This window comes from Candidatus Abyssobacteria bacterium SURF_5, assembly GCA_003598085.1.
GTDB lineage: Bacteria > Abyssobacteria > SURF-5 > SURF-5 > SURF-5 > SURF-5.
Map to the genome: position 1 here is coordinate 22,188 of QZKU01000068.1, position 25,869 is coordinate 48,056.

Annotated in this window: 18 protein-coding genes; 5 read left to right on the plus strand and 13 right to left on the minus strand. The window is 53.4% G+C overall.

The window, feature by feature from the left end:
• Positions 1-155: 155 nt before the first annotated feature.
• The 13 genes from C4520_09855 to C4520_09915 all read right to left on the minus strand — a co-directional run bounded on the left by C4520_09855 (position 156) and on the right by C4520_09915 (position 19,117).
• The gene (locus C4520_09855; GenBank protein RJP21309.1) at positions 156-653 is read right to left on the minus strand and encodes a prepilin-type N-terminal cleavage/methylation domain-containing protein; all 498 of its coding nucleotides are present in this window, start codon (positions 651-653) and stop codon (positions 156-158) included.
• A gap of 339 nt (positions 654-992) precedes the next feature.
• Positions 993-3,350 carry a DUF2723 domain-containing protein gene (locus tag C4520_09860; GenBank protein RJP21310.1) on the minus strand — a complete coding sequence of 786 codons (2,358 nt, stop codon included), beginning with the start codon at positions 3,348-3,350 and terminating at the stop codon, positions 993-995.
• Positions 3,335-5,725 (minus strand): DUF2723 domain-containing protein, encoded by a 2,391-nt coding sequence (locus C4520_09865; protein RJP21311.1) that lies wholly within the window; start codon positions 5,723-5,725, stop codon positions 3,335-3,337. The genes C4520_09860 and C4520_09865 overlap by 16 nt, the downstream gene beginning before the upstream one ends.
• Positions 5,722-8,100: a DUF2723 domain-containing protein gene (locus tag C4520_09870; protein RJP21312.1), complete on the minus strand. Its 2,379-nt coding sequence runs from the start codon at positions 8,098-8,100 to the stop codon at positions 5,722-5,724. Before C4520_09870 ends, C4520_09865 begins: the two co-directional genes overlap by 4 nt.
• Positions 8,097-8,834 carry a glycosyltransferase family 2 protein gene (locus C4520_09875; GenBank protein ID RJP21313.1) on the minus strand — a complete coding sequence of 246 codons (738 nt, stop codon included), beginning with the start codon at positions 8,832-8,834 and terminating at the stop codon, positions 8,097-8,099. The genes C4520_09870 and C4520_09875 overlap by 4 nt, the downstream gene beginning before the upstream one ends.
• A 3-nt stretch (positions 8,835-8,837) precedes the next feature.
• Positions 8,838-9,347 (minus strand): acyltransferase, encoded by a 510-nt coding sequence (locus C4520_09880; GenBank protein RJP21314.1) that lies wholly within the window; start codon positions 9,345-9,347, stop codon positions 8,838-8,840.
• A 1-nt stretch (position 9,348) separates the two neighbouring features.
• Positions 9,349-10,389 (minus strand): NAD-dependent epimerase/dehydratase family protein, encoded by a 1,041-nt coding sequence (locus tag C4520_09885; GenBank protein ID RJP21315.1) that lies wholly within the window; start codon positions 10,387-10,389, stop codon positions 9,349-9,351.
• 18 nt (positions 10,390-10,407) lie between these two features.
• Entirely contained in the window at positions 10,408-11,646 is a 1,239-nt protein-coding gene (locus C4520_09890; protein ID RJP21316.1) for a type II secretion system F family protein, read from the minus strand.
• Between the two features lie 34 nt (positions 11,647-11,680).
• Complete coding sequence (locus C4520_09895; protein RJP21317.1) at positions 11,681-13,066, minus strand: sigma-54-dependent Fis family transcriptional regulator; 1,386 nt, start codon at positions 13,064-13,066, stop codon at positions 11,681-11,683.
• Between the two features lie 6 nt (positions 13,067-13,072).
• Positions 13,073-14,689: a PAS domain S-box protein gene (locus C4520_09900; GenBank protein RJP21318.1), complete on the minus strand. Its 1,617-nt coding sequence runs from the start codon at positions 14,687-14,689 to the stop codon at positions 13,073-13,075.
• A gap of 14 nt (positions 14,690-14,703) precedes the next feature.
• Positions 14,704-15,768, minus strand: coding sequence for a type IV pilus twitching motility protein PilT (locus tag C4520_09905; GenBank protein ID RJP21319.1), 1,065 nt, complete (start codon positions 15,766-15,768; stop codon positions 14,704-14,706).
• 207 nt (positions 15,769-15,975) lie between these two features.
• Entirely contained in the window at positions 15,976-17,691 is a 1,716-nt protein-coding gene (gene pilB, locus C4520_09910) for a type IV-A pilus assembly ATPase PilB (GenBank protein RJP21320.1), read from the minus strand.
• Positions 17,692-17,710: 19 nt separating this feature from the next.
• Positions 17,711-19,117, minus strand: a complete 1,407-nt coding sequence (locus C4520_09915) for an AAA family ATPase (GenBank protein ID RJP21321.1) — start codon at positions 19,115-19,117, stop codon at positions 17,711-17,713.
• 134 nt (positions 19,118-19,251) lie between these two features.
• Here C4520_09915 and C4520_09920 point away from each other — a divergent pair, with 134 nt between their 5' ends.
• From C4520_09920 to C4520_09940, 5 genes are all read left to right on the plus strand, one after another.
• Positions 19,252-21,252, plus strand: coding sequence for a response regulator (locus tag C4520_09920; protein RJP21322.1), 2,001 nt, complete (start codon positions 19,252-19,254; stop codon positions 21,250-21,252).
• A gap of 47 nt (positions 21,253-21,299) precedes the next feature.
• Positions 21,300-22,661 carry a sigma-54-dependent Fis family transcriptional regulator gene (locus C4520_09925; protein ID RJP21323.1) on the plus strand — a complete coding sequence of 454 codons (1,362 nt, stop codon included), beginning with the start codon at positions 21,300-21,302 and terminating at the stop codon, positions 22,659-22,661.
• Positions 22,662-22,968: 307 nt separating this feature from the next.
• Entirely contained in the window at positions 22,969-23,394 is a 426-nt protein-coding gene (locus C4520_09930) for a response regulator (GenBank protein ID RJP21324.1), read from the plus strand.
• 5 nt (positions 23,395-23,399) lie between these two features.
• Positions 23,400-24,404 carry a serine/threonine protein kinase gene (locus tag C4520_09935; protein ID RJP21325.1) on the plus strand — a complete coding sequence of 335 codons (1,005 nt, stop codon included), beginning with the start codon at positions 23,400-23,402 and terminating at the stop codon, positions 24,402-24,404.
• A 252-nt stretch (positions 24,405-24,656) separates the two neighbouring features.
• Positions 24,657-25,868: an aminotransferase class I/II-fold pyridoxal phosphate-dependent enzyme gene (locus tag C4520_09940; GenBank protein ID RJP21326.1), complete on the plus strand. Its 1,212-nt coding sequence runs from the start codon at positions 24,657-24,659 to the stop codon at positions 25,866-25,868.
• Position 25,869 lies beyond the last annotated feature (1 nt).

The window sequence follows — 25,869 nt, forward strand, 5'->3', positions numbered from 1 at the left end:
ATGGTGAAACGCGTTCATATGGTCCGGGCTTCCTCCGCCGATTGCCGATATTGGCGCCAGAAAGGGTGGTCGGCGCCCCCACGAAGAGGCGCCGACCTTTACAGTTTCCCCATGGTTTAGGCCAGCTCAAACTGGCCTTTCAGCACCCGTGGATATCAACCACCGACCGGAGGATACAGACTACCAACCGCACGGAGAATCGGAGCGCCTGCGCCGGCGTCGGATCCGCGAACAACGCCCGATTCATCGACGTAGAAGGTACGGACGCCGCTCTGCGCATATGAGATGGGGTACGCGCATGCTTCCCACAGGACCTCGTCGGTGTTGGCAGGACCAACTTTTGTTACGACAAAGCCGTAACCCGACTTCACGCCGCTGCCCAGCACCTCATCGATGAACGGCGGAGCATAGTCGCTGTACAGGTTCTGCAGGGTGCCGTATTCGCCGGTTCCGTCGAGATCCGCATCGACCAGACCGGACGACTGCATTGAGCTTTGCGCACTGGAGAGGGTTCTCAACGAACCGATAGCGGACGATTCGTTCGAGGCCAACCGCGCGCGCAGCAGGTTCGGGATAGCGATTGCGGCGATGATGGCAATAATCGCCACCACGATCATCAGTTCGATAAGTGTGAAACCTTTATTGTTCTTCATGTTCTTCTCCTTGAGAAAAAGTGGTTATTATTGCTTCAGTCTCTTCTCGCCTCGGTCGCTGTTGCCTCACCTCCCGGGGTATTAGCTTTTTTTGGTTCTGCGAAGAAAGGAGCAAAGACCATACCAATTCCTTCCCGGTTCGACAGGATACCTGAAAACGCGCGAATTTTGCCCATAAATCGGGGGAATTACAGTCTTTTTCCGGAAACCCTTGGGCATCTTTTTTTCTCATTCTCTGCAGAAGCGGCAGGCGCCTGGTGACAATAATTGGTGGGGGGCGTCAATTTACGGCACTCAACTCAAAGGAAAATGAATTTACAAAAAGAGTGCGGCGCGAAATCAGGGATTGTTCTTGTGCTGGAGGGAATTGAAGAGGGGAAGCATCTTCTTGTCTTTTTCGACGAGGCTCGCGGTTTTCGCCGGGCCTAATGCAAGCGCCTTTTCAAGAGCCGATGCCGCCGCGGAGGATTTCCCGTTCATCATATGAAGGCATGCCAGATTGTACCAGTTTTCACAGTTGTTCGGATCGCTTTCGACCGCCTGCGACAGGTACTTTTCCGACTGCTGGAGATCGTGAAGGCGGAGATATAAGACACCCAGTGAAGAGAGCGCTTCCGCAGAGTCAGGTTTTAGCAGAAGCGCTTTTTGAAAACTTTTGCTTGCGCGCTTATTGTTCGCAAGAGAAGCATAGCAGAGACCAAGGCTGTAGTGATCCTCAAAATTGGACGGCGCAAATTTTATGGCCCGGCGAAAGAAAGGAATCGCCCGGCTTACCTCGTTTCGCAGGAGCAGCGCCTGCCCCACATTATGATTGGACACCGGGTCGTTCGGATCAATTCGAAAAGCCGAATGAAAACTTGTGAATCCTTCTTGTGCATTATTCTGTTCATATAATAGGGCGCCAACATTGTTCAGAGCGCGTGTATCGCGTGGATTTAATAAAAGGGCTTCCTGGTAATATCGAAGAGAATTCAGGATGTCATTGTGCCACTGATAGAAGACAGCATAATTAAAGAAATGGTTTCCGTATACTTCCCCCGCGGCGGCGTCTCCTTTAGTAATCTGCTTGACATTGTTGTAGTCCAAGAAGATGAATTGATTTCCCTCGACCGTCGGCCCCGGCGGAAGAATCTGAAAGACGAACTTGTATGGTACGAATCGCTCGATCAGAAAATGATTAGACTCGCTGCCCTCCCAGAAGAAGGGGAAACGCGAAACGTTGGCTTGATGAAATTCTTTCAAAAATGCGGCAGCAAACCATGGCATTTCGCCCGCTCCTGAAGTTTTCGCAGAAATCTCTGCCGGCCCCTCCTCATATTGAAATTCCAATGGAACTTCAAGTTCGGGATATTGGCTGCGAACCTGGTCAAGATATCCCGGCCTTGTCATACCATTACGCGTTATTATCTTGACGTCGGTCCTGAACCCTTCGCATATCTGCAGGTACCATGAGATGAACAGCGGATTCGCGGAGCCGGTGATCAATACGGCATCCTTTGGGAGCGAGGAAAGCAGCTTGCGCCCGTAATCCGCCGCATAGGAATAGTTCCGCTTGTTGGCCTCGCGATAATGAGTTACAGCCGAAAGCAGGATAAGAAACGCCGACGCCGAATAGAGTATCGCACTCCTTTTCGCGGACAGATACTGCGAAAGCATCCCGATACCGAACCCTACCCAGACCATCGCCAACAATATTGCGGGCACGAGATAGGCTGAAATGAAAGCGCTGTTCAAAGTTGTGAAAAACAGGACGGCGATAATAAGGAGCGTATAGAGAAAGGCCGCCCTTCGTTTCTTCCATAGGAAGAGAGTCCCTGCAAGGGCGAGAAAAACTCCGATGATTGTCAGATTGGAAGTAACAACACTTGTAAGATTTCGAAGTCCGTAAATGAGCCCTACCAGCGTTGGTATCTGCACCAGTTTTGCGCTGTATTGTTTTGCCGTGACCACCCACAGGAAGTTACGCAGATTCTCAGGATTCCCCCAATCGATTGCGGGATCGGCTGCCGAACGAATAGGAAGATATGCATACAGGCAAAGTGCCAAAAGGAACAGGGCGCACATAGCCAGCAGGCGAGCAGGACGGACAAGAACCCAACGGAGACGAGCGAAAAGCACGAGTGCCAGTGAAGGCGCGAAGAACAGGCCCGCAACATGATTGGTGAAACTCAGTCCATAGACAAAAGAGAGAACAAGAAGCCGCCGGGTCAGTTGCGGGTCGTTCGATTCGCCGGCATCTATGCGGAATGCCATGAGCGTTACAAGCATCATGAAAAATGTGTGGAGAGTCGTTGTCTCGGCGACAACAGACTGCTCCCACATGAGCAGCGAGAACGCGGCGCCCAGAGCCGAGATTGCAGCGGAAAAATCGGTCTGTCCGGCCGAGAGCTTCTCTTTTCGACCCAGTTCCCGAACTATTTGAAAGAGAACCACACAGGTCAGGGCGCCGAAGAAAGCCGACATCAGGTTGACCCGGTAAGCGGGAGAGCCGATCGGCAGCAACGTGAATAGCCTCCCCAAGAGCGCATACAGAGGATGCCCCGGCGGATGCGGGATTCCGAGCGTGTAGCAGGCCGCTATTAGTTCGCCGGCGTCGTCCCAAAAGACGGTCGGGCAGAGAGTATAGATGTACACCCCGAAAACAATCAGAAAAACGATCACCGGCGCAAGGTGTTCTCTTTTCAGATATCGCTGCATTGCAGTTCAGCTTCGGTCAATTCCAAATCTTTTACCGCCTTGTCTTGGAGAACCATGGCCCTTACACGCATTCCACCGAGTTCTATCGCTCTGCTAAATGATTCCATCGCCTTCGCCCGTTCAGTTCGCATTGCGTAAATCTTTCCCAGAAAATAATAGTTCTGCCACAGCTGCGGCTGGACCGCCATCCCTTCCTCCAGCAACCGCTCCGCTTCTTCAAGCTGTCCTTTCCGGAGTAGAATTTGGGCCATATTGGGATACGCGCCCGGCGTCGAGGGATTAAGTTTGAGTTCTGTTCGAAATTCCTCCTCGGCCTCTTCAAAGCTGTCATCCGCAAGATAGATCGAGCCAAGGTAATTATGAACGCCCGGAAAATCGAAATCATCATGCAACACTGCCCTGAACTCCTCGGCCGCTAGAGTATTTTGTGATGCCTCGTAATAAATTACGCCTCGCTGGAAATGCGCGCGCGGTCGGATTCGGCTGTCAAAACGACCTGCCTGATTCAAATATGCAAGAGCTTCTTCCTCCCTTCCCTGCGTCGCGAGCAATTCGCCGAACCCGAGGAGTACGGGCGCATACGCCGGATTTATTTGAAGGGCAAGATCAAAGGCCCATCTCGCGAGTTCGAGACGACCCCTCCGGCTGTAGTAGAGCGCCTGATGCCTCAGATGCTCCGGATAAACTTGTGAAGCGACGCGATCGCGCATGAGCGAGGGCTCCCCGCGGAAATTGGCGGTCGTTTCTTCCCAAAACACTCTATTCCGATAGACACTCCGCTCATCGAGAAGCGGTTCTGCACCTGGCGCATACTCATACACCAGCCCAACCGGCCTGAGTGCATCAAAGGCCGGCACAGATCCCCAATACACCGGCCGCACTTTCGAATTCTTCTCCAGAATTGCGCCCATTAGAGCGTTATCAAAGAGCCCGCCTTTCCCCGTCGAATCGCCGGCAGATATCCGCTCGGCTTCTTCCGGCAGCAGCAATTGAGGATAGCGCCGAAGGATTTCAGATCTCATCGGGGACGAATTGGAAAGCCACGTCGGCTCTATGACAAGGACGTCCCGCCGGAGATCTTCACAATATTGGAGATACCAGATGGTGAATATCGCGTTCACATCTATGGTAAAGAAAGCCGCATTCTCCGGAAGCGCCGCCAGAATCTTCTCGCCGTATTCCCTGGCAAGGTAGTAGCGGCTCCGGTCGTTCATCGGGTAATTCCGAAACAGAAGCAATAGCGGCAACATCAGAATGGCCACGCACGAGGACGTCGAGAAGATATGCTTCCATTTTGCATGGGGGAGGCGATCCACAATCACCTGAATTGAAGCGGCTGCCCCGGCTGCGAATACGATGGCTAAAAGCAATAAGGCAGGAATAAAATATGCCGGGATGAAAGCCGGATTCATTGTCACCGCTGCCAGCGTCCCAATCGCGACACCGCCAAAGAGCAGAAAAGGTTTCTGCCGGCGCGCGCACGCCCAACTCCCGATGATAATGAAGACGATCCCAATACCGAGGTAATTCCCGCGAATCTCATTCAGCTTGTGGAGACATCCCTCGATAACCTGCGCACGGGTCGGCCACTCGAAGACGTCGCTGCGAAATTGACCTGCAGTCACGACCCACCAGAAATTTGACAAAGTTTCCGGATTGCCCCAGTCAATGATCGGATCCTGTATTGATCGGAGGGGAAGATAAAGGTAAACGCCCAAGCCAATCAGAAAGAACACCAAGGAAAGGAGCAGCCGTTTCGGTTCGAGTACTTCTTTCCGCAGACTCACGGCCGCCCACAACGCGAAAGCCGGCATCAGGAAGACCCCGGCCACGTGATTAGTCAGGCTCAGACCATACACGAAGCTGAATAGATAGAAAGCCGGCAAAAAAGAGTCTGTGCTGCGCCCGCTCACCATCCGGAAAAACAGCAAAAGGAGGGTCATAAAGAAAAATGTGTGAAGACCGGAAGTTTCGGCGACTACCGACTGATCCCATAGCGTCGCCCCGAATGCCGCAAAGAGCGCGGCGGCTGCCGATGCGGCCACGGAAACGGTCTTTGATATGCCTGAGCCGTTCAAAGTCCGAAGCGAAGCGGGATAGACGAGGGCGGCGGCAAGTGCAGCGAAAACAGCGGACATAAGATTCACCCGCCATGCGATTGATCCGAGGGGTATCAGGCTGAACAGGTGCGCGATGATCGTGTACAACGGATGACCGGGCGGATGAGCGATACCGAGGACATGCGCAACAGTGATCAGTTCTCCGGCGTCTTCCCAGTAGACGGTGGGGCAAAGCGTTTTTACATAGACAGCGAGAACGATCCCAAAGAGAACCGCTGGGATCGTGATTTTACGCCACCACGCGGCGGAAATCATTTGGATACTTGCGCCTCTGGCATGCGAAGAACAACCATTTTCAGGTCTTCATCTGACGCGGCGTTTTCCAGGAAAGGATCGCCCCCGATTTCTATGGAACGCCTCAGGGCCTTCTCCGCGCCGTCGGTATCTCCGATACGCGCATCATATTTCGCGAGTGAGAACAGCGCTGGCGCGGAATTCGGCTCGAGCCGCAGTGACTTCTCCAGAACGTTCCGGGCCTCGACCATTTGGTCTGTGTCGAGGTAGGAAGATGCAAGTCCTCTCAAAGCGAAAGCGTATTCCGGCTCAATTTCAAGCGCTTCTTGAAAATACTCTACCGCCTTTTCATGCTGCTCGATCAGCGCATATAACTGGGCGAGCGCCGTCATCGCTTGATAATGAGAGTCATCAGCCCGAACGGCCTTCTGATAAGCAAGAAATGCTTCTTCGAGTCTCTGCAAGTGTTTTAAGGCATTGCCCAGGTTGTAGTACGCTACAGCCAATTTCGGGTCCTCTTTTAGCGCCAGATGATACTGGTCTACTGCCTCCTCATAGTTGCCGGCACGCGCTTCCAACCTGCCCAGGTTGTACCGACTCAAGGGGTACTTCGGATTGAAAACAAGCGACCGTTCTATGAACCATCGCGCCAGGTCATCCCGCCCATGTTCCTCAAAAATCAGCCCCTGATTATTCAGTTCCACCGGATAGATATCATTCAAGAGAGCGGTCCTCTCCATTTCGGGATGATGGCGGTACATCTCAAGTTCCCCGTCCCAATATGCTTTCGCCTCTTCAATCGATTCCTCGCTCACAGGGATTGGTGTCTCTGAATACGCGTAGACCAGCCCGCGACACTCCAGATGATCGAAGAAAGGCAATTGATTCAGAATCAGTCCCCAATAGACAGGGCGGACTTTTACGTTTTCATCAAGAATCCTCTGAACAGCCAATAGCTGGCGTTGGCCCACCGTCTCTCCTTGCGATGCGTTTGCCCGGATAACTTCAAGATCCGGCATTCGCACCGAAGGGTACTGCTCCAACACCTGGGAAGCAAGACAGGGGCCTCCCACCAACCAGGTCGGATTGACGATCATGATGTCCGGTCTCTCATTCTCACAGAACGTCAGATACCACAGAGTGAAGAGGGCATACCCATCGGCTGTGAAGAGGAGCGTATTCTGCGGCAGTTGGTTCAGAATCTGTGTGCCGTACCGATACGCATAGTAATCATCGCTCCGGTCCATTTCGCCATAATGCAGTTTCAGCGGCAGGACGAAACCCGCCGCTAGTAACGAGCAGACTGACTTCTGAAGGAGAGCGACGGAGGAGACCTTTTTCAGGCGCTCCGAGACCGCGCCGAGGATTTCGATCACCCATTGAATTCCCGCCGCGATGATAACGCCTATCAACGCGAGAGCAGGAACAAAATAGGCTGAAATGAACGCGCTGTTCAAGCCGATATAACAGAGGATCACGAGAACGATGCATGTGAATATCAGGAATCGCCTCTCACGCCGCAGAAGAGCGGGAATACCAGCCAACCCGAAAACGCAGCCCACTAAAGTATATTGCTGAAGAAGGTCTTGTACTCTCTTCCAGACATTTACAGGCAAGAACAGAATATCTACTTTCTTAACCAGATTATCGGAAAATTGACGCGCCGTAATAACCCACCAGAAATTGCTCCACGTTTCCGGATTTCCCCAATCAAGCGGAGGGTCCGAAAGCGACCGAATGGGTAAGTAGAGATAGACGAGTCCGCCGATGAAACAGGCGGCAATCATTTTCCCCAATAGCCGCGGCGCCAGAATCTTTTTTCCGTAACTTGACAGAAAGAGGTAAATGAACGCGGGAAGAAAAAAGACGCCCGCGACATGATTGGTCATGCTCAGTCCGTACAAGAAGCTGAACAAGCACAACGAGTATGTCTCGTTTCGCCAGATGATTTTTCCTGAAGTCAGCCGGAACGCGAGCAACGTAAGCAGCATCATGAAAGAAACATGCAACGTTGTGGTCTCGGCAACGGTAGACTGGTCCCACGCCGTCGTGGAAAATGCGAAGAAGAACGTGCCGCTCAGCGCAGCCGCAATTCTCCAGGGCGACGGCTCGAGGCGGTCGCATGCTATCCTGTAGAGCAGGTAGCAGCTTATCCCTCCGAAAAAGGCCGACATCAGATTTACGCGATACGCGATCGAGCCTAACGGGATAAGCGTGAAAAGCTTGCCCAGGATTGCATAGAGCGGGTGGCCGGGCGGATGAGGGATTCCCAGCGTATAGGCGGCGGTAATCAGTTCACCTGAATCACCCCAATGCACCGTCGGGCAGAGGGTGAGCACGTAAATGAGGAAAGGAAAAAGGAACGCAAGAGAACCCGCATCAGCGAATTTTTTCATCGCGCTTCCTTATTCGTTTCCGGTCTCAGATACACGGCCCTGCGCAGCGTTCGTTTCCACCAGAAGGAGAGCAGGTCCCAAACCGTGTTGCGAATGACCCGGTAATTGCCGCATGTGGCTTTGCCCGCTGTACGCGGGACATATGTAATATCAACCTGCTGCAGCCGATATCCCAGGTCTCTCGCCTTGATCATGATTTCCGCGGTGATGAAAACGCCGCGCGACTCGATATTGATGCGCTGCAGCATCGAACGGCGATACAGGTGAATGTAATTGAACTGCCGCTCCTTCATGCCGAACAGCAGCTTGATAAGCGTGATGTTCACGAGCGAAACGAATTTGCGAAACAGCGAATAGTCGCGCCGGTCGGATCGAATGCCCACAACCAGATCGCAGGTGCGGGACGCGTCGATATATTTATGGAGCTCATTGATGTCGAGCGCGAGATCCGCCGGAACAAAAATAACGAACTCTCCCCTGGCCGCCTCGATGCCGGTAAACACGCCGCTGCCGGGTCCCATGTTGCGAGGGTGATTGACAAGTCGAATCCTCTGATCGCCTGCGCAGAGGTCGCCGGCGATGGCAGCGGTTTGATCGGTGCTCCCATCGTTGATGATAATGATCTCGAACGTCGTCTTCAGTTCGTTCAGCCTCCGGGCAACGAGGGTGACCGTTGTGCGGAGATTGCTCTCTTCGTTATATGCGGGAATGACAACGGACAGATATGGCTCCATCTGCTAGCGCCTCCGGATAAGGCGTGCGGGCACGCCGCCGACCACGGTGTACGGCTCGACAGCTTGCGAAACCACTGCGCCCGCTCCCACCTGAGCCCCTCTGCCTATCGTGACGCCGGGAAGAATAACCGAACCGGTTCCGATGTCGGCGTCATCCTCGATAACTACGGGCGCGAACCTGATGGGTGTGTGAATGATCGGCTTTTCTTTGTCGTTGCCGTCGTGATAGGAGGTGATGATTTTCACCGCCGGCCCGATACCGACGTTCTTCCCGATCCGCAGTCCGCCGGCGCCGTGGAAAAAGCACTGCTGGCCGATCCACGTGCCGTCGCCGATCTCCATTTTGTTCTTGTAGTAGCCTTTCAACATCGTGCCGTGCCCGATGTAAACGTTGTCGCCGATTTCAATATTTTCGGCGTGAAAAATGAGGACGCCCGCCTCAAACACGACGTCTTTTCCGAGGCGGGCTAATTTCGAAAAGTCGGGCGCACCGCTGCCGTGTGACTTCGCCATGTTATGCCTGTTGTTGCGCTACCGGCCTGATCTCCTGTCTCTGCTCGTGGAGCACTCCCGATTCTTTTCCCATCTCCATCTGAGAGCGGTACCAGGCAATCGTCCGGCTGAGACCCTCGTTCAAATCGATTTTCGGCTCATAGTCGAGCAGCCTAATTGCCTTTTGGATACTTGGAATTCTCAACTCCACGTCGACATAGTCCTTCTTCACATATACGATTTTGGAACTCGAGCCTGAGATGTCCCTGATCTTTTCCGCGAGGGTGTTAATGGTCACAGTGCCCTTCGGGTTTCCGATATTGAAGACGTGCCCGGCGGCCTCCGGTCGCGTCAAAGTCCGCATGATGCCGTCGATCATATCATCAATATAGCACCATGCGCGTATCTGGTTGCCGTCGCCGTGAATCTCGAGCGGCAGGTTTTGCAGAGCGCGAATGACGAACGTGTGAATCGCTCCGACGCCAAGCTGGCGCGGGCCAAAGACGTTGAACGGCCGAATAGAGACAGTGGGAAGGCCGGTCTCCTTGCCGTAGTTGTGGACCAAGTGCTCGGCGGCCAGCTTGCTTACCGCATACGTCCAGCGCGCCTCACCCACGGTGCCCAGCGTTGTCGCGTTCATTTCCTCGGCGTGATAGACATGCGTTCCGAAGACCTCGCTGGTGGAAAAATCGACAAAGCGGGTGACATTCGGCGCATGCGCAACCGTGGCCTCAAGCACATTATACGTTCCGATGAAGTTGATCTTCATCGTTCTGGCCGGAATACGCAATACGGTGTCAACCCCCGCGATCGCGGCAAGGTGAAGAACGTAATCAGGCTTCGCTTCGCGTATTGCGGCCGACAGTTTGTCGTAATTCAGGACGTCTCCATGGATGAAGAACAGGTTTGGATGAGTCCAGGCCGATGTATCCTTCAACGCGTTGCGGTGCCCGTTGTCATACACCACGATTTTGTTCTGGCCGACCAGTTTATGGACCAGTGTGGACCCGATGAAACCCGCCCCGCCGGTGAGGAAGACGGTTTTCCCTTGAACTTCATCCATTTCTTCCAACTCCCTTTCTTAACCCACCAGTGTAGAAAGCTTGAAAATCGGCAGGAACAGGGCAAGCACCATGCCGCCCACAACGACACCAAGAAACAGAATGAGCATCGGTTCAATCATGGACGTCAAGCTGGCGATTGCAGCCTCCACCTGCTGGTCATAGAATTCAGATATCTTCGAGAGTAATTCGTCAAGAGCACCCGTCTTTTCGCCGACATCTATCATCCTCGTGACCATGAGCGGGAAAACGCCGCTCTTTGCAAGCGGATCGGCTATCGTGGCGCCGGCGCTGATGCTGCTCTGAGATTCCCGGACCGCCCGCGAGATCACGTCGTTCCCGATCGTTCGCTCCACGATCTCGAGGGCCGCCAGCACCGGGACACCGCTCCTCGTCAGCGTGGACATCGTTCGAGCGAATCGGGAGACTGCAACCTTCCTGAACAGCGATCCGAAAACCGGCAATCGGAGCTTGAACGAGTCGAATTGGTAGCGGCCGGTTGTCGTGGAAATATAATATCGCAAACCGACGATTAATGCAAAGCCCAATCCCAGAAATACGAGAGCGTAGCTGCGCATCGCGTTGCTTATCGCAATAAGCACTAAGGTCGGCATTGGCAACTGTCCGCCGAGACTGTCGAAAATCTCCTTGAACTTCGGAACAATGAAGATCAAGAGGCCGGCGGCGATAGCGACGACGATAACCAGAGCGATGACGGGATATGTCATTGCCGATTTTATCTCCCGCTTCAACTTTTCCGTCGCCTCCAGATACTCGGCGAGCTGTACCAGGATGCCGTCCAGATTTCCGCTTGCTTCACCGGCGCGCACCATGCTTGAATACAGTTCGGGGAAAGCCCGCGGATGCTTCTTCAGGGCGTCGGAAAAAGTCAACCCTGCCTCGATGTCCTGCCCGACCTGCGTCAGGACTTTCTTGAAATTCTGGCTTTCGGTCTGCTCGATCATGATGTCGATACCCTGAAGGAGCGGCAGCCCCGCATTCACCATGGTTGCGAGTGACCGCGTGAAGAGAACCATTTCGTCCGGTTTTACCTTCTTTCCCTTCACCGCGGCGCCTGCCGCCGCAACCGCCTTGCGCGATGCCGTGCGTGCTGCGGCAGGACCGCCCTCGTTTACAGAAGTGGGGACCAAACCCTTGCCCCGCAACTTCTGCAGGAGATCCTGTTTGTTATCGGCATCCAAAACGCCGTTCAGCACGTTGCCCGCTTTGTCACGGGCGGTGTATTGAAAAGTTGACATATTCTTTTCCCTCCCATCCTGAAGGAGCTTCGACTCAGTTCTCCCTGGCCTTCATGTTGAATTTTTCCAGTTTATATCTCAGCGACCGCGGCGAAAGCCTGAGCAAACCGGCAGCGCGCGTCTGTGAGTTTGATGCCTTGCGGAGCGCCTGCTTGATCAATGAGCGCTCAAACGCCTCCACCCTGGTCGTTAGGTCGATTCCCTCCGGCGGAAATTCGGCCACCTGAGGCTCCTCTTCTCCGGAACAGCAAACCTTTACCGGAAGATCGTCCGGCTCGATCCTGTTACCATCGCATAAGGCGGCGGCCCTTTCTATCACATTCTCAAGTTCTCTGACATTTCCGGGCCAATGATACTTCTCAAGTATCCGTTCGGCTTCATTGGAAAGTTGCAACATCTTTCCCGATCGCCTGAAGAAGCTGTCGAGAAAATACCGGGCCAGCAGCAGAATGTCTTCACGCCGTTCGCGCAGCAGCGGCACATAGATCGGGATCACATTGAGGCGATAGTAGAAATCCTCGCGGAAATTGCCCTCGGCCACCAGTTTTTCGAGATCCTTGTTGGTGGCGGATATGAGACGGACATCAACGGAAAAGTCAACCGAACTGCCTACCGGCCGGATCTTCATCTCGTCAAGCACCCGCAGCAGCTTCACCTGCAGAGCCATGCTCGTTTCGCCGATTTCATCGAGGAATAGAGTTCCGCCGTTGGCGACCTTGAAAAGGCCGTCTTTGTGGGATATGGCGCCGGTAAACGCACCCTTGACGTGGCCGAACAGCTCGCTCTCCAGCAGGCTCTCCGGGATGCCCCCGCAATTGATCGCCACAAATGGCCTTTCGTCTCTTGGACTGCAGTGGTGAATGGCTTTTGCCACCAATTCTTTTCCCGTCCCGCTTTCTCCAAGGATTAAGACAGTGCTCGATAATCCTGCAACTTTGCGGATCAGGTTCTTCATGTTGATCATGCCGGGGCTGTTTCCAACCAGGTCATCGAGCCGAGAATGTTTTTTCAACTCTGACTTGAGGATCGAGTTTTCTGCCCGCAGATGTTTGCTCTCCAGCGCCTTTTCGACGACCATGCGAAGCTCATCATTTTTGAACGGCTTAATCAGGTAATCATAGGCCCCCAGTTTCATCGCTTCGACCGCAGAATCGACCGAACTATGGGCGGTAATCACGATTGATGAAATAAACCCGTTCGCCTGCTGGGCTTCCTGGAGAACCTTGATGCCTCCCTGCCGGTCTTCATGAAGCCACAGGTCGGTAATCACCAGATCCCACGGCCCCTTCCGAAGTTTGGCGGCGGCCTCGTCATAACTCTCCACGCCTTCTACCTTGTATCCGTGACGCTCCAACATGATCGCGAGCAACTCCCGCATGCTCGCCTCGTCTTCAACGATAAGAATTCGGGCCTTTTCCATTTTTTTTCATCCTATCCGGGGCAAAATGATCTTGATGCGCGTCCCCTCGCCCACCCTGCTGTCTACATCAATGGAACCTTTATGGGAAGTTATAATTTTGTGAACGATTGCAAGTCCCAAACCGGTTCCCCTTGGCTTCGTGGTGAAGAAGGGATCGAAAACTCTGCGTAATTCTTCGGGTGAGATACCGGTGCCCTCGTCCTCTATCGTAATGCGCACCTCCGCTCCTGAACCGGCAGCATCGATTCGGAGACATCCTCCGGCAGGCATCGCTTCTCTCCCGTTTCGAACCACATTCAGCAACGCTTCCTGCATTTGAGCCCGGTTACCCTTGATTTCGCCAAGAGCCGGCGGAATAGTGGCATAGATTTGACCATCGCCGTTGAAGAAATTCCTTTGTGCGATTTCCACTACTTCATCTAACAAGGTGTTGATATTGAAATAGCCGTCCTCATGAATCCGGCCGCTGACGAATTCAAGGAAATCGGATACGATTTTTCCCAGTTGGTCGCATTCCCGGACGACGATCGAAAATAATTGCCTATTCGAATCTTCAAGTTTCAGATTCTCTGAAAGCTCTTGTACCGCGCCGCGGATGGAAGCGACAGGATTCCTTATTTCATGAGCAAGACCGGCCGATGTCTCCCCGATCGCCGCCAATCGGTCCGCCCGCCGCAGCCTGTCCTCCATCTGCTTGAGCTCTGTCAGATCGATAAAACTGCCGACCGCTCCCAGAAGCTTTTGGGTGCTGCTCTTTATTGGAGAGACGGTTACGCCGACAGGGATCGTTTTCCCATCGCCCCGCATAACCGCAATTTCCCGGCTGTTGGATTCCTTTTGTTTCGCTATGGCTTCAACAAGCGGATTCGGGACGTCGATTACGGGAAAGATGGTGGATACGTTCTTGCCGACCGCATCCATCCGCTCCCATTTCAGTAAACGCGAGCCCGCCGGATTCAGATACGTCACCATTTGGTCCCGGTTGATGCTGAGATATCCGCTGGACAGGCTATTGAGAATGCTCTCATGAAACGACTGCAGCAAGCCGACCCGGTGAGACAGCAACCCGCCCAAAAACGCGGTCAGGTAAAACGCGAAAATTTTCATCCCGGTATCGGCCCAGCGGTGTAAGCCGGACATATTCATCGCTTTCACCTGGAAGGGGGAGGCCGGTAATACATATCCATGCAATTCCAGCACCATTACAGCCAGGAAAAGAAGGGAACAAATGGTAGCGACGAAAGCGCTCCAATTGAGCGAAAGCAACAGGCTTGCCGAAAGGATCACGGCCACATTCAGAAAGACGAAGACGCTTGCACTCCCGCCGGTCATCAGCGTGATGGCGCTGATCAAGACCAGGTCGGCGCACAGAAGGAACAGGGACATCCGCATCGTCGGCGCATAGCCGGCGGCGATAATGCCCGCGACCAGAAAAGATTCGATAAGTGCAACCGCGAGTATGGCGAACAGGTACGCGGTGCTCAGATCGGTACGGGCACCCGTGCTCACCTGCAAAAACCCGCAGTAGACGGCGACAATCGTTACGATAAAAGCCCGCGCCAGCGCAAATCTTTTCAGGATGAGACTGCTCTGCTCCAAATCGGTTTTGAAAGGGTCGATCATCAAAATTTTCAGGGTCAGAATCCCTTCCCCATCAGCCTCAACAGGTCTTCCTGGTTCGAACTGGCTTCAAGCGCCTGTTCGTACGAGAGCTGGCCGTTCTTGTAGAGTTTATAGAGGGATTGATTCATGGTCTGCATTCCCAGGCCGCCTCCCGTGCTGATCGAAGAATAAATCTGGTGCAGTTTTTCTTCCCTGATCAGGCTCCGGATCGCGGTGGTTGCGACCATGATCTCCATCGCAAGGACTCTGCCGTTTCCATCCTTGCGCGGAAGAAGTTTTTGCACGATGATCCCTTCCAGAACGAAGGAAAGCTGCGTGCGTACCTGAACTTGCTGGTGCGGAGGAAACACGTCGACCATTCGGTTGATTGACTGGGTCGCATCATTCGAATGGAGCGTGGCAAAAACGAGATGACCCGTCTCGGCCACCGTCAGCGCCGCTTCAATCGTTTCCAGGTCGCGCATTTCTCCAATCATGATGACATCCGGGTCCTGTCGCAGAATGTGCTTCAAAGCGGCCGCGAATGAGTGCGTATCCGCGTATACTTCACGCTGATTGATGATGCTCATCTTGTGCGAATGCAAATATTCAATGGGATCCTCGATGGTCAGGATATGGCAACGCTGCTCGAGGTTGATCTTGTTGAGCAGAGCGGCCAGAGTCGTGCTCTTCCCGCTGCCGGTCGGACCGCAAACCAGCACCAGCCCCAGCGGCCGGTCCGCGAGATCTCGAACGCTTTTGGGAATCCCTAATTCCTCGAAACCCGGAACCTCGTACGGGATTGTCCGGATGGCGGCAGTGACGGAGCCGCGGTCAATAAACAAATTGACGCGGAACCGGCTCAATCCTTTGATCCCGAACGACATATCCAGTTCCTTTTCTTTCTCGAACTCCTTTATCTGGCGCTCAGTGAGAATGCTGTATGAGAGACTCTTCGTTATTTCCGGAGTAAGTGGCGGCAAGTCCATCGGGTAGAGTTCGCCGTCGATTCGAAGCTGTGGGGGAACTCCAACAACGAGATGAAGGTCGGAGGCATTATGTTCGATTAAATGCCGGCACAAGTCTTCCAATTGCAGCATGTTTTTTCCTTCCAGTTTTCAGGTGGAATCGCCCGCCGCCGAGACTGTTTAGGTCCGGTCGTCGGCAATTTTTGTACTCGCCTGATTGCAAAATCGTGAGAATGTATTCCAGAATTTTATCATTGCCCCTTTTGAGCAATTCCCATGCCAGTTTTTGTAACCGTGCCGAAAAGTGTCAGTTCGAGAGGAAGATACCGATGGCTGGTATTAATCGGGGGCCGTAACCCGTAACCCTTCTTCAAGCGTCGTGAGGCCGGCCTTCACCTTGTTCAGGGCGACCTGGCGGAGCGTCAGCATCTCGTTCTTGATTCCCGCCGCTTTGATCTCGCTCGAGGGCACGGACTGCATGATCAGATCTTGTATGTTCTCCCTCACCCGCAAAACTTCGAGAAGTGCAAGTCGTCCGCGATAGCCCGTTTCACCGCAGCGAGCACATCCTTTTCCGCGGGAAAGAACGACTTTTTCTCCCGGCTTGAATCGAAATTGGGCCCGCTCGAGCACGCGTTCGGGGACTTTGTAATTTTCCCTGCAATCGGGGCAGATTTTCCGGACCAGTCGCTGGGCGGCGGCCATGAGCAAAGAAGAGGCGATCAGGAACGGCTCCATTCCCATGTCGATGAGCCGCGTGATTGCGCCGGGGGCGTCATTCGTGTGCAACGTGCTGAGGACGAGGTGTCCGGTCAGAGCGGCTTTTATTGCGATATCGGCCGTTTCCTCATCGCGGATTTCGCCGACCATTACGATGTCGGGGTCCTGCCTGAGAATCGATCTGAGGCCGGAAGCGAACGTGAGGCCGATCTCCGGCTTTGCCTGAACTTGATTGATTCCGTGCAACTCATATTCAACCGGATCCTCAACGGTTACGATGTTGACATCCATGGTGTTCAGCATGTGAAGCGCCGAGTACAAGGTCGTGGTCTTCCCGCTGCCGGTAGGACCGGTGATGAGGATGATGCCGTTGGGCCTGCTCAGACTTTCCCGAAAATCCTGCAGCGGCTGCTCTTCGAAGCCGAGCTTGTCGAGATCGAGCTGCAAGGACCCCTTATCCAGAATACGCAGCACCACTTTCTCGCCGAAATACGTGGGAAGCGTTGAAACACGAAAGTCTATTTCACGCCCTTCGAATTTTATTCGGAAGCGGCCGTCCTGTGGCACGCGCCGCTCCGCGATATCCAGTTCCGAAAGGACCTTGATGCGCGAAACGACTGCCGCCTGCAGCGCCTTTGGGGGCGACTGGTTCTCGCGAAGCACGCCGTCTATGCGGTAGCGTACTCGCACCTGTCTCTCGAACGGCTCGATATGGATGTCGCTCGCTCCCTGTTTGATGGCATTTACCAGGGTGAGATTAACCAGCCGGATGACCGGAGCCTGCTCAACCTCCTTCTTCAGATGGCTGATATCGAGTTCCTGCTGCTCGTCGAGAACCGTGACCACGTCCGCCTGTGCATCGCGCAAAATATCTTCGAAGTCGTCCAGACTCTGCTGCTTGCCCCCGTAATACTTATCGATTGCGTTTTTCACTTCCGAATCCAGCGCGACAACGGTCTCAATCTCATATCCGGTAAGCATGCGGACATCGTCGATGGCAACGATGTTGAGCGGATCCGACATGGCGACCGTAAGCGATTTCCCGGTTTTAGCCACCGGTATCAAGTGATAGCGGCGGGCTATGCCCTCGGACACTTCTCCAATGACTTCGGGCGGGATCTCGTAGCTCTCCACGCGCAGGTGCGGGATGCCAAGCTGCTCGCTCAAGGTGATAACGATATCTTCCTCGCTTACCAGCCCCGCCTGAATCAGGATAACCACGAGCGGCTGGCCCGTCCGCCTCTGTTCATACAGTGCCTGAGCCAGTTGCTCTTGAGTTAACAACCGCTCTTCGATCAGGATGTCGCCCAGACGCTTCTTCAATGTCTCCACCATGCCGTAATTCTTCCTGCTCCTATGCTTCCACCGGGCGGAACAGGTGCTTCAGGATTTCCTGTGCAAGTTCCACTGAGATTTCATGACCCACGAGCGAAGAGTACGCAAGTAGCTTCTTGAGCGCCCCCTCGAGTTCCCGAATATTAGAGGGAATAGACTTCGCAAGCAGTTCCAGGACTTCCTCCGGCACCGCCACTCCGGCTGACTCGCTGCGTTGCTGGAGAATGGTGAGCCGGGTCTGAAAATCGGGCTCTTCCATGCATGCGACTACGCCTCCCTCGAAGCGCGAGATGAGGCGCGATTCCAGCCCCTTGAGCTTCTTGGGGGGAACGTCGCTGATCAGAATAATCTGCCTTTTCCTGTTATAGATGGCGTTGAAAATATTGAAAAATTCCTCCTGCGCTTTCGTTCGAGCGGAGAGAAACTGCACGTCGTCCACGATGAGGATATCGAGATTGCTGAACGTCTCGCGGAATTCCTTCATTCGTTCCTGTTCGATTGCCTCTAGCAATTCGTCGATGAATTGGCTCGTGGGAATGTAGAAAAGCGAGAGGCTGTTATCACGCCGTATTGCCTCATTTCCGATGGCATTCGAAAGATGCGTCTTGCCCAGCCCGCTGTTCCCGTAAATGAAAAGCGGGTTGTATTCCGCTCCCGGCGCTTCGGATACCGACTTCGCGAGAGCATAGGTGAAAGAGTTTGCCTCCGCCACCACAAAATTCTGGAAAATAAACCGCTCCACCAACCCGCGCCTGCACGGAGTCTTGGATTCCGCCGCCCCCTTTTTCTCCTCTGCCGGTTCCTCCTGCGGCTCGCGCCGAGTGCTTTTGTCTCGAGCGGCGGAGGCGGTGTCCTTTTTAGGCTCTTCGTCGTCCTCGTCCGCCTCTTCCTCCTCCCCCATCTCATCGTGCACCTGCTGATCCTTGTTCACCTCGGCCCCATAGATGCGCGCGTACAACTCGGAATAATCGGCCCATGAGCACAAGATGGGCTTTATTCGCAACTTCACCTGTTCTTTCACCGCATCGAGAGCCTCGGTGTCGAGCGGGTTGACCATCGCAACCGTGAGAAGGCTTCCCAATTTGTCGATCGGCAGCAACTTGTAGGTATGGCAGATCTCTGCCGGAATGAGTTCGGCCGCCTCGGTCCGAACCTGCAGATTAGAGAGCTTGAGGTGCGGAATGCGGCAATGGCGAACGAGGCAACCGATTAATTCCTCTTCCGTGACGTACCTGAGATCCAGCAAAATCTCACCCAGAAAATGATCTGCCGAGTTCTTCTGACGAATCGCCTCTTCGAGTTCCTGCCGCGTGATCATTTCCTCGCGAATCAATAATTCGGCAAGCTTTTTATTGGCGTCTTTCAGATGCTTTTTTTTCGGCGGTGCGCCCGGTTTAGCGGCCGGTTTATTTGATGATTTTTTCAATATTCCGTTTCCCTTTTCAGTTGAATTTCTTCTGTCGCCTGATTTGACTCAACTTTTTGGTTACGATATAATTACACCACAATTGATGAGGCCTGTCCTGGATTAGAAAACAACTTTTTACCGTCGGCTCATTTATGAGAAATTCCTTTGCCAAAGTCGTTCCATCGCGACTGATGGTCGTCGGTTTAGGCACGACTTTGGTTGTTTTGTGCCTGGCTGCAATCCTCATGCTGCTGCCCGGACTCATCGGCCGCGAACGCCTCGCCGACAGGCTCGTGGAGGGACTGCAATCCATGAGCACCTTGGAGGGCGATTTCCCGCTGGATAATCTGGACAGAATCTTATACTCCATCTATCAGTCCAACAAGGCGAACCGTAATTTGTCGTACCTGCGCTTTGTCGATGTGGGCGACGGTTCCATTTTTACATATGACGATAAAGGTGTCCGAAAACCGGCGGGACGCGTGCAACCTGAAGTCTGGGCCGATCTCATCAATAAAGGCAAAGCAGCCAATATTGAGAGCGGCCAGCTTGATATATTCAGATTGGTTTCTCCAGAGCATTCCATTGGTATAAATTTGGGAATCGGCCCCGATGTCGCCCAGGAGATCGAGTCCCAGCGCCGCCTTTCCCTCGTAGTGGGAAGCATAATCCTTGCCACAGGGATAGGAATCCTCATCATGATCTGGCAGACCAGGCAAATAGAGGCGGCAAAAGGTGAACTTGAGCTCGTATTGGCAAACACCCTGGAACCCATCCTGATGGTGGACAATTCTTGCCGCCTCGTGTTCGCGAACGAACCCGCGCGAACGCTGTTAGGGCACCCAAAGGGAAAGAAATTCCGCAATCGCCCCCTGCTCTCCCTGATACAAAACGCCGAGAACCGAGAATTTTTCTCCAGGATGCTTTCAGGGGAAGATAAAGATACAGATATGGACGAGCTAATTACAAATTTTCCCGGTTTCCCTGATAAAGTTACGTTTCGGGCGGGCATGTTAAATGTTCGAACGGAAGTGGGACGCACCCTCGGAAAACTGCTCGTACTGCGGGATGTGACCCTGGAGAAACGGCTTGAGGACAAGAAGGTCTCTCAAACGATTCATGAATTGAAAGGGATGCTGGGGGAAATCAAGGGATATATCCGCCAGGTTCTGGAAACAATGGACGGCGATGCCGATCGAAAACAACGAGCTTTCCTCAACATCTGCCTCGAAAAGATCGAACGGTGCTACAGTACGGTGGCAACGATGGTCAAATCCATCGTGAGCGCGTTTAAACCGCAGTCGCTGGAGCTGAGGTTACGCCATTGCGATCTGGTCGACTTGATCCAAACAAATGTCAACGACATTCGCTCTTCTGTGGAAAAGGAAAAAGGGCGCGGGCCGAAAGTGACGCTGTCAACATCCGACAAGCTCCCCATGGTGTGCTGCGATTCGAATGCCATTTCGAGGGTTCTCATGAATCTTCTGCTGAACGCTGTGCAACATTGCCCCAATGGCACCGTAAATGTGTGTGTGGAGGATAAGGGCGAGGTGTTGCAGGTGCTGGTGAAAGACGAAGGCAGCGGAATTCAAAAAGAGGATCTCGAGCGAATTTTTGAGCCTCATGTCAGCTTCAGGAAAGGCGGCTCGGGCATGGGCCTCTCGATCTGCCGGGATTTCATCAGGGCTCACGGCGGAGAAATTTGGGCCGATTCCCGAGGCAAAGACAAAGGAAGCACGTTCAGCTTCTTTATACCAAAGTCAAAGCCCGCCGTTTTATCGTCAGACCGCCAGTTCGCGCACAAACTCGAATCCGCTTGCTGGCGTAAAGGGTATTATCCCGTCATTCTGGAGGATTTTCTCGCGGCCACGCGCAGAATCATTGAGTTAAACCCGAATGCCATCCTCCTGGACCTCGACATGGAGGATACGATTTCCGGCATGTCGCTGGCCTACCGATTGAGAAAGACCGGCGACACCGCCAAAATTCCCATTATCGCGTTTTCGGCAAACATCCCGGAGGCACGATTAGAATTGAGCAGATATGAAGAGCTATCGCTCGAATCGATCTTACCTCGTGACTTCAAGGAAGAAGAGCTCGATTCTGCAGTCGGCACTATCGAAGCTTTCTGGTACCTTGCACAGACTTTGTAATCCACCGGCTGGCGGTTACGAGATGCCCCACCCAGGGAGAGAGTGACGTGGCGGCAAAAGGAAATAGAATTCTCATAATCGATGACGAGCCCGATACCGTTCAGAAGATAGTGAATTATCTGAAGAACGAGGATTTTGATGTTACCGTGGCATACGACCGGCTCGAGGCGACTCGGTTGCTCCGGAAGATGCTGTACGACATCGTTTTCCTGGACTGGGTGTTGGAGAGAGAGATCGGACTCGAAGTCTTGAACGCGCTCCGCCAGGAGTTCCCGGGACTCGACATCGTGGTCCTGAGCGAGGCCGCCTCCCTCGAAATGGCGGTGCAAGCGGTGAGCCACGGCGCCTATGACATCGTGAAAAAGGCGCACGAAGATGGCAGCAATGAATGGAAGGTCCCCCCTCGCCTTCCCATCGTCCTGCATAATCTGCTGGCGCGTCGCCAGGAGCGTGAGCTTGTCAATCAGCAAATGGACGAACAATTCCGCATGATCGGCGAAAGCAACGCCATGCAGAGACTCCGCGAGGAAATCCGCCTCGTCGGTCCCAGCGATTACACTGTTCTCATCTGCGGAGAAAGCGGAACGGGCAAAGAACTGGTGGCCCGAAATATTTACCGGAACAGCTCCCGCCGCGACGCTCCTTTCGTCCCGGTAAACTGCAGCGCCCTGACCTCGACTTTGCTGGAATCGGAACTGTTTGGAATCGAAAAACGCGTGGCCACCCAGGTCGATCAGCGAAAGGGTAAGTTCGAGCTCGCGCATGGAGGCACTCTTTTTCTGGATGAGATCGGCGACCTCAGCTATGAGGCACAGGCAAAGCTTCTGCGCGTTTTAGAAGACAAGACGATAACCCGCGTCGGCGGCCAAAAAGAAATCAAAGTCGATGTTCGTATCCTTGCAGCAACAAACCGCGACATGGACGCCATGATCGCCGCCGGCAACTTTCGAGAGGACCTGCGATACCGCCTCTCCTACCGGATCAACTCCCCCCCACTGCGGGAACACAAAGAGGATATCCAACCCATAGCGGAGTACCTGCTGGAGCAAGCCTGCCGGGAACTGCACAAAAAACTTCTCACCATCGACGAAAAAGCTGTGGAACTTCTGAAAAACCATTCATGGCCGGGTAACGTGCGCCAGTTGAAAAACGTCCTGCAGTGGGCGGCAGTGCGGGTTGAGGATGTCATCACCGCCGACCTGCTCCAAAGAAACGAAGATTTGCAGTCAGCCCCCGCTGCAATGCCGAATTATGCGAGAATGACTCTGAAGGAGGCGCAACGGGCATTTGAACGCGACCTGATACTGAAGGTGTTGAATGAAAGTTCGTCCAATCGGGAGGCGGCCCAGAAACTGGGGCTGGATGAAGGCAATTTCTCCAAAAAATTGAAGGACCTCAATCTCAGGTGATGCGCACCCCCATTGAAAAGCTCCCTCTTCACCTGAATGAGAAATTCGGAGCCCAATTGTCCCGATCACAAGCTTCTTGTTGAAAGCACAATCGCGCTGCCTATTTTCAAGTAGAAACGCTTCTTTTCTTCCTTTCCTAAAGCCATGCTGTCCCCGATCTTTTTTCCGTCGTAATTGCTTGATTTGATTAATGTTATGAGTTAGGCATTTCGCCGCCGAAAGGCGCTTCCAGCCAATTTTATCCTTGAGGTCTTTTTGGCATACTCCTTGCCCAATCTATAAGTGCCTTACAAATAAGGGGGAAGAAATGACCGGGAAAAAAGCTGTTTCACCAGGATCCGAAGTAAAAAAGGTGCTTCTGATAGATGACGAGATCGAGAGCCTGAGAGAGATAATCCGATTTTTCGAAAACAACAACTGGAAAGTTTCAACCGCAATCGACGAGAAGGAAGCGATTTTGGAGTTGGAACGCGTGGATCCGTCTCTGGTTCTTCTCGATCTGGTTTTGGAGAAGGAAAGCGGATTTGAGGTGCTCACGCAGATCAAGAAAATGCATCCGGAAACCAGAGTGATAATACTCAGCAAATATTTCGATTATGAACTGGTAAAGCAGGCGATGAAGGCGGGCGCCATCGGTTTCGTGCAAAAGGGGGAATCAAACAGGTTGCCCTCCGCTTTCAGGAGTTTTCTAAGAGGACAACCACTTGAAAAAAGTCTTCAGCAGAGGCAATAAATGACATGCTAAGAAGTAAGAACATCGATTTCATGAATGATGATAATTTTGAAGACGCCTATCGGCGCGTCCTCAGGAAACACGGTTATCAATTCTTGCAGATCATCGGGCGGGGCGGAATGTCCCGTGTCGACGAAGCGCGTCATCTCGCGACGGGAAAATTGAGGGCCATCAAACATCTCGGTCCGAATCCCCCCATTGAAAAGATCGACCGCTTCAAAAGGATCCTGCGCCGGGAGACTGAGTACGCCTTTGATCACCCAAACGTGATGAAAGGCCTGGATCTCTTCGAGGAAAACGGCGACATTTTTTACGTTATGCCCCGAATGCAGCACAACCTCGAACATCTGTTGCTTGATGATGAGAAGTACAGCCTCGCGTTCCTCATGGACATAATCATTCAGGTTGTGGCCGGATTGAACTATCTCCATCAGAACCACATTATTCATCGCGACCTGAAGCCGTCCAACATCCTGTACGACGCGAACGGCAGCAACTCGATGTCGATCGTTATCTGTGACTTTGGATTGAGCCAGGACAAGGCCGCCAAACTGAAAACCGACCTGTCGCGCTTTTTCGGGAGAGGACGCCGCGCCGGCACAATGAACTATGCGGCCCCCGAACAGTTGCGCAAGGGCGGAAGATACGACAAACGGTGCGACATATACGCGCTCGGCCGCCTCTTGGACGAGTTAATCGCAAAGAAAATGAATGGCGCAAGCAAATTCATCAATACCTTCCAGCAGGACCGCCAGGTTCATGCGTTGTCCAAGAAGGTATACCTCTACAAGATGGACCGGCCTTATATCCTCGACGCGAGCAGTCGCAACCAATTGCCCTACTCGCTCAGCAGCCTCATCCTGAGATGCTTGCAGAAGAATCCGGATCGCAGACCTGCGGATGTCGTTCAAATTTTCTATGAGTTGACAAAAATCCAACAGGAAGTCCGTTCCGCGGCGGGAACCGAATTTTTGCAGAGGGAAGTGATGACGTACCGCCCGCGCCAGTAAGGGGGCAACGCAAGAGTAGTAGCCGCACCGTCCACCTAACCGGAAAAACCGTCCTCAATAAGGTTGCCCGCTACTACTAAGCGCTACAGACGGAGTCACCGAAAACATTCCATTCATTTTACATATCCGGAGTCCACGCCGGGGGCTTCCCGCGACGCCAGCCATGGTTTGACCTTTTACCCGCTTCCATGATAGCCTATTAACCTATTCGGTCGCAGTCGAAAGTTTTTTGACCGCCGGCGCCAGGTCCACATGGCAGGGGAAACAGGAGGAAAAAAGTTGGAGCAGGACAGCATCTCAAAGAAGGGCGAATCAACCATTGCAGTTCATGGCGGCGAGATCAGGTGGCGGGGATCGATCACAACTCCTCTCGTCCAGACCTCCACGTTCATCTTCAAAAATATGAACGAGGTCGCGCAGTACACGTCCGGCAAGAAAGCCCATTACGAGTACGGGAGATATGGGAATCCGACACAGGAGGCCGCCGAGACAAAGCTGGCGATGCTCGAGGGGGCTGAAACCTGCCTGCTGTTCGATTGCGGCATGAGCGCCATCAGCGCCACCCTGCTCGCTCTTTTGAAAACAGGCGATCACATCATTCTTACCGATGACGCGTACAAGCAGACGCTCAATTTCGCGGAGAATTTCCTTCCTCGCTACGGCGTCGAAGTAACAGTCATTCCGATGGGCGATTATGAAATGATGGAATCGGCCATCAAGAAGAATACCGCGCTTATCTTTTCTGAATCCCCAACCAACCCGTACCTAAACATCGCCGACATGGCCAAAGTTGTCGAACTGGGGCGAAAATATAAAGCAGTAACCGCCATCGACAGCACCTTCGGCGCCCCCTACAATCAGAAGCCGCTCGAATGGGGCATCGATATCGTCATCCACAGCGGCACCAAGTTCCTCGGCGGCCATAATGACGTGCTCTCCGGAGCCGTGATGACCAGTCGTAAATTCTACGAGAAAATAAAGCTGTTCCAAAAAATGGCGGGTGGCATTACCGACCCGAACTCCTGTTATCTCTTGTTGCGCGGGCTCAAGACGTTCTCGCTCAGGATGGAGCGTGCGAATACGACTGCAATGACCGTCGCAACATACCTTGAGGCGCATCCCAAAGTGAAGCGGGTATATTACCCGGGTCTACCGAGCCACCGCCATCATGAGTTGGCGAAAAAGCAAATGAAAGGCTTTGGCGGTGTGGTCACGTTTGAAGTGAACGGCAACCTGGAACAGACGCTGCATTTCCTCGACTCTCTCAAGCTGTGCCTGATCGCTCCAAGCCTCGGAGGGCCCGAATCGCTGATCACGCATCCCGCCACGATAACCTATTACTCGCTGACGCGCGAGGAACGTCTGGATATCGGGGTGCTTGACGAGTTGGTGCGACTGGCGGTCGGTTTTGAGGATCCGGAAGATATCATGGCCGATCTGGACCAGGCGCTCAACTCAATGTAGA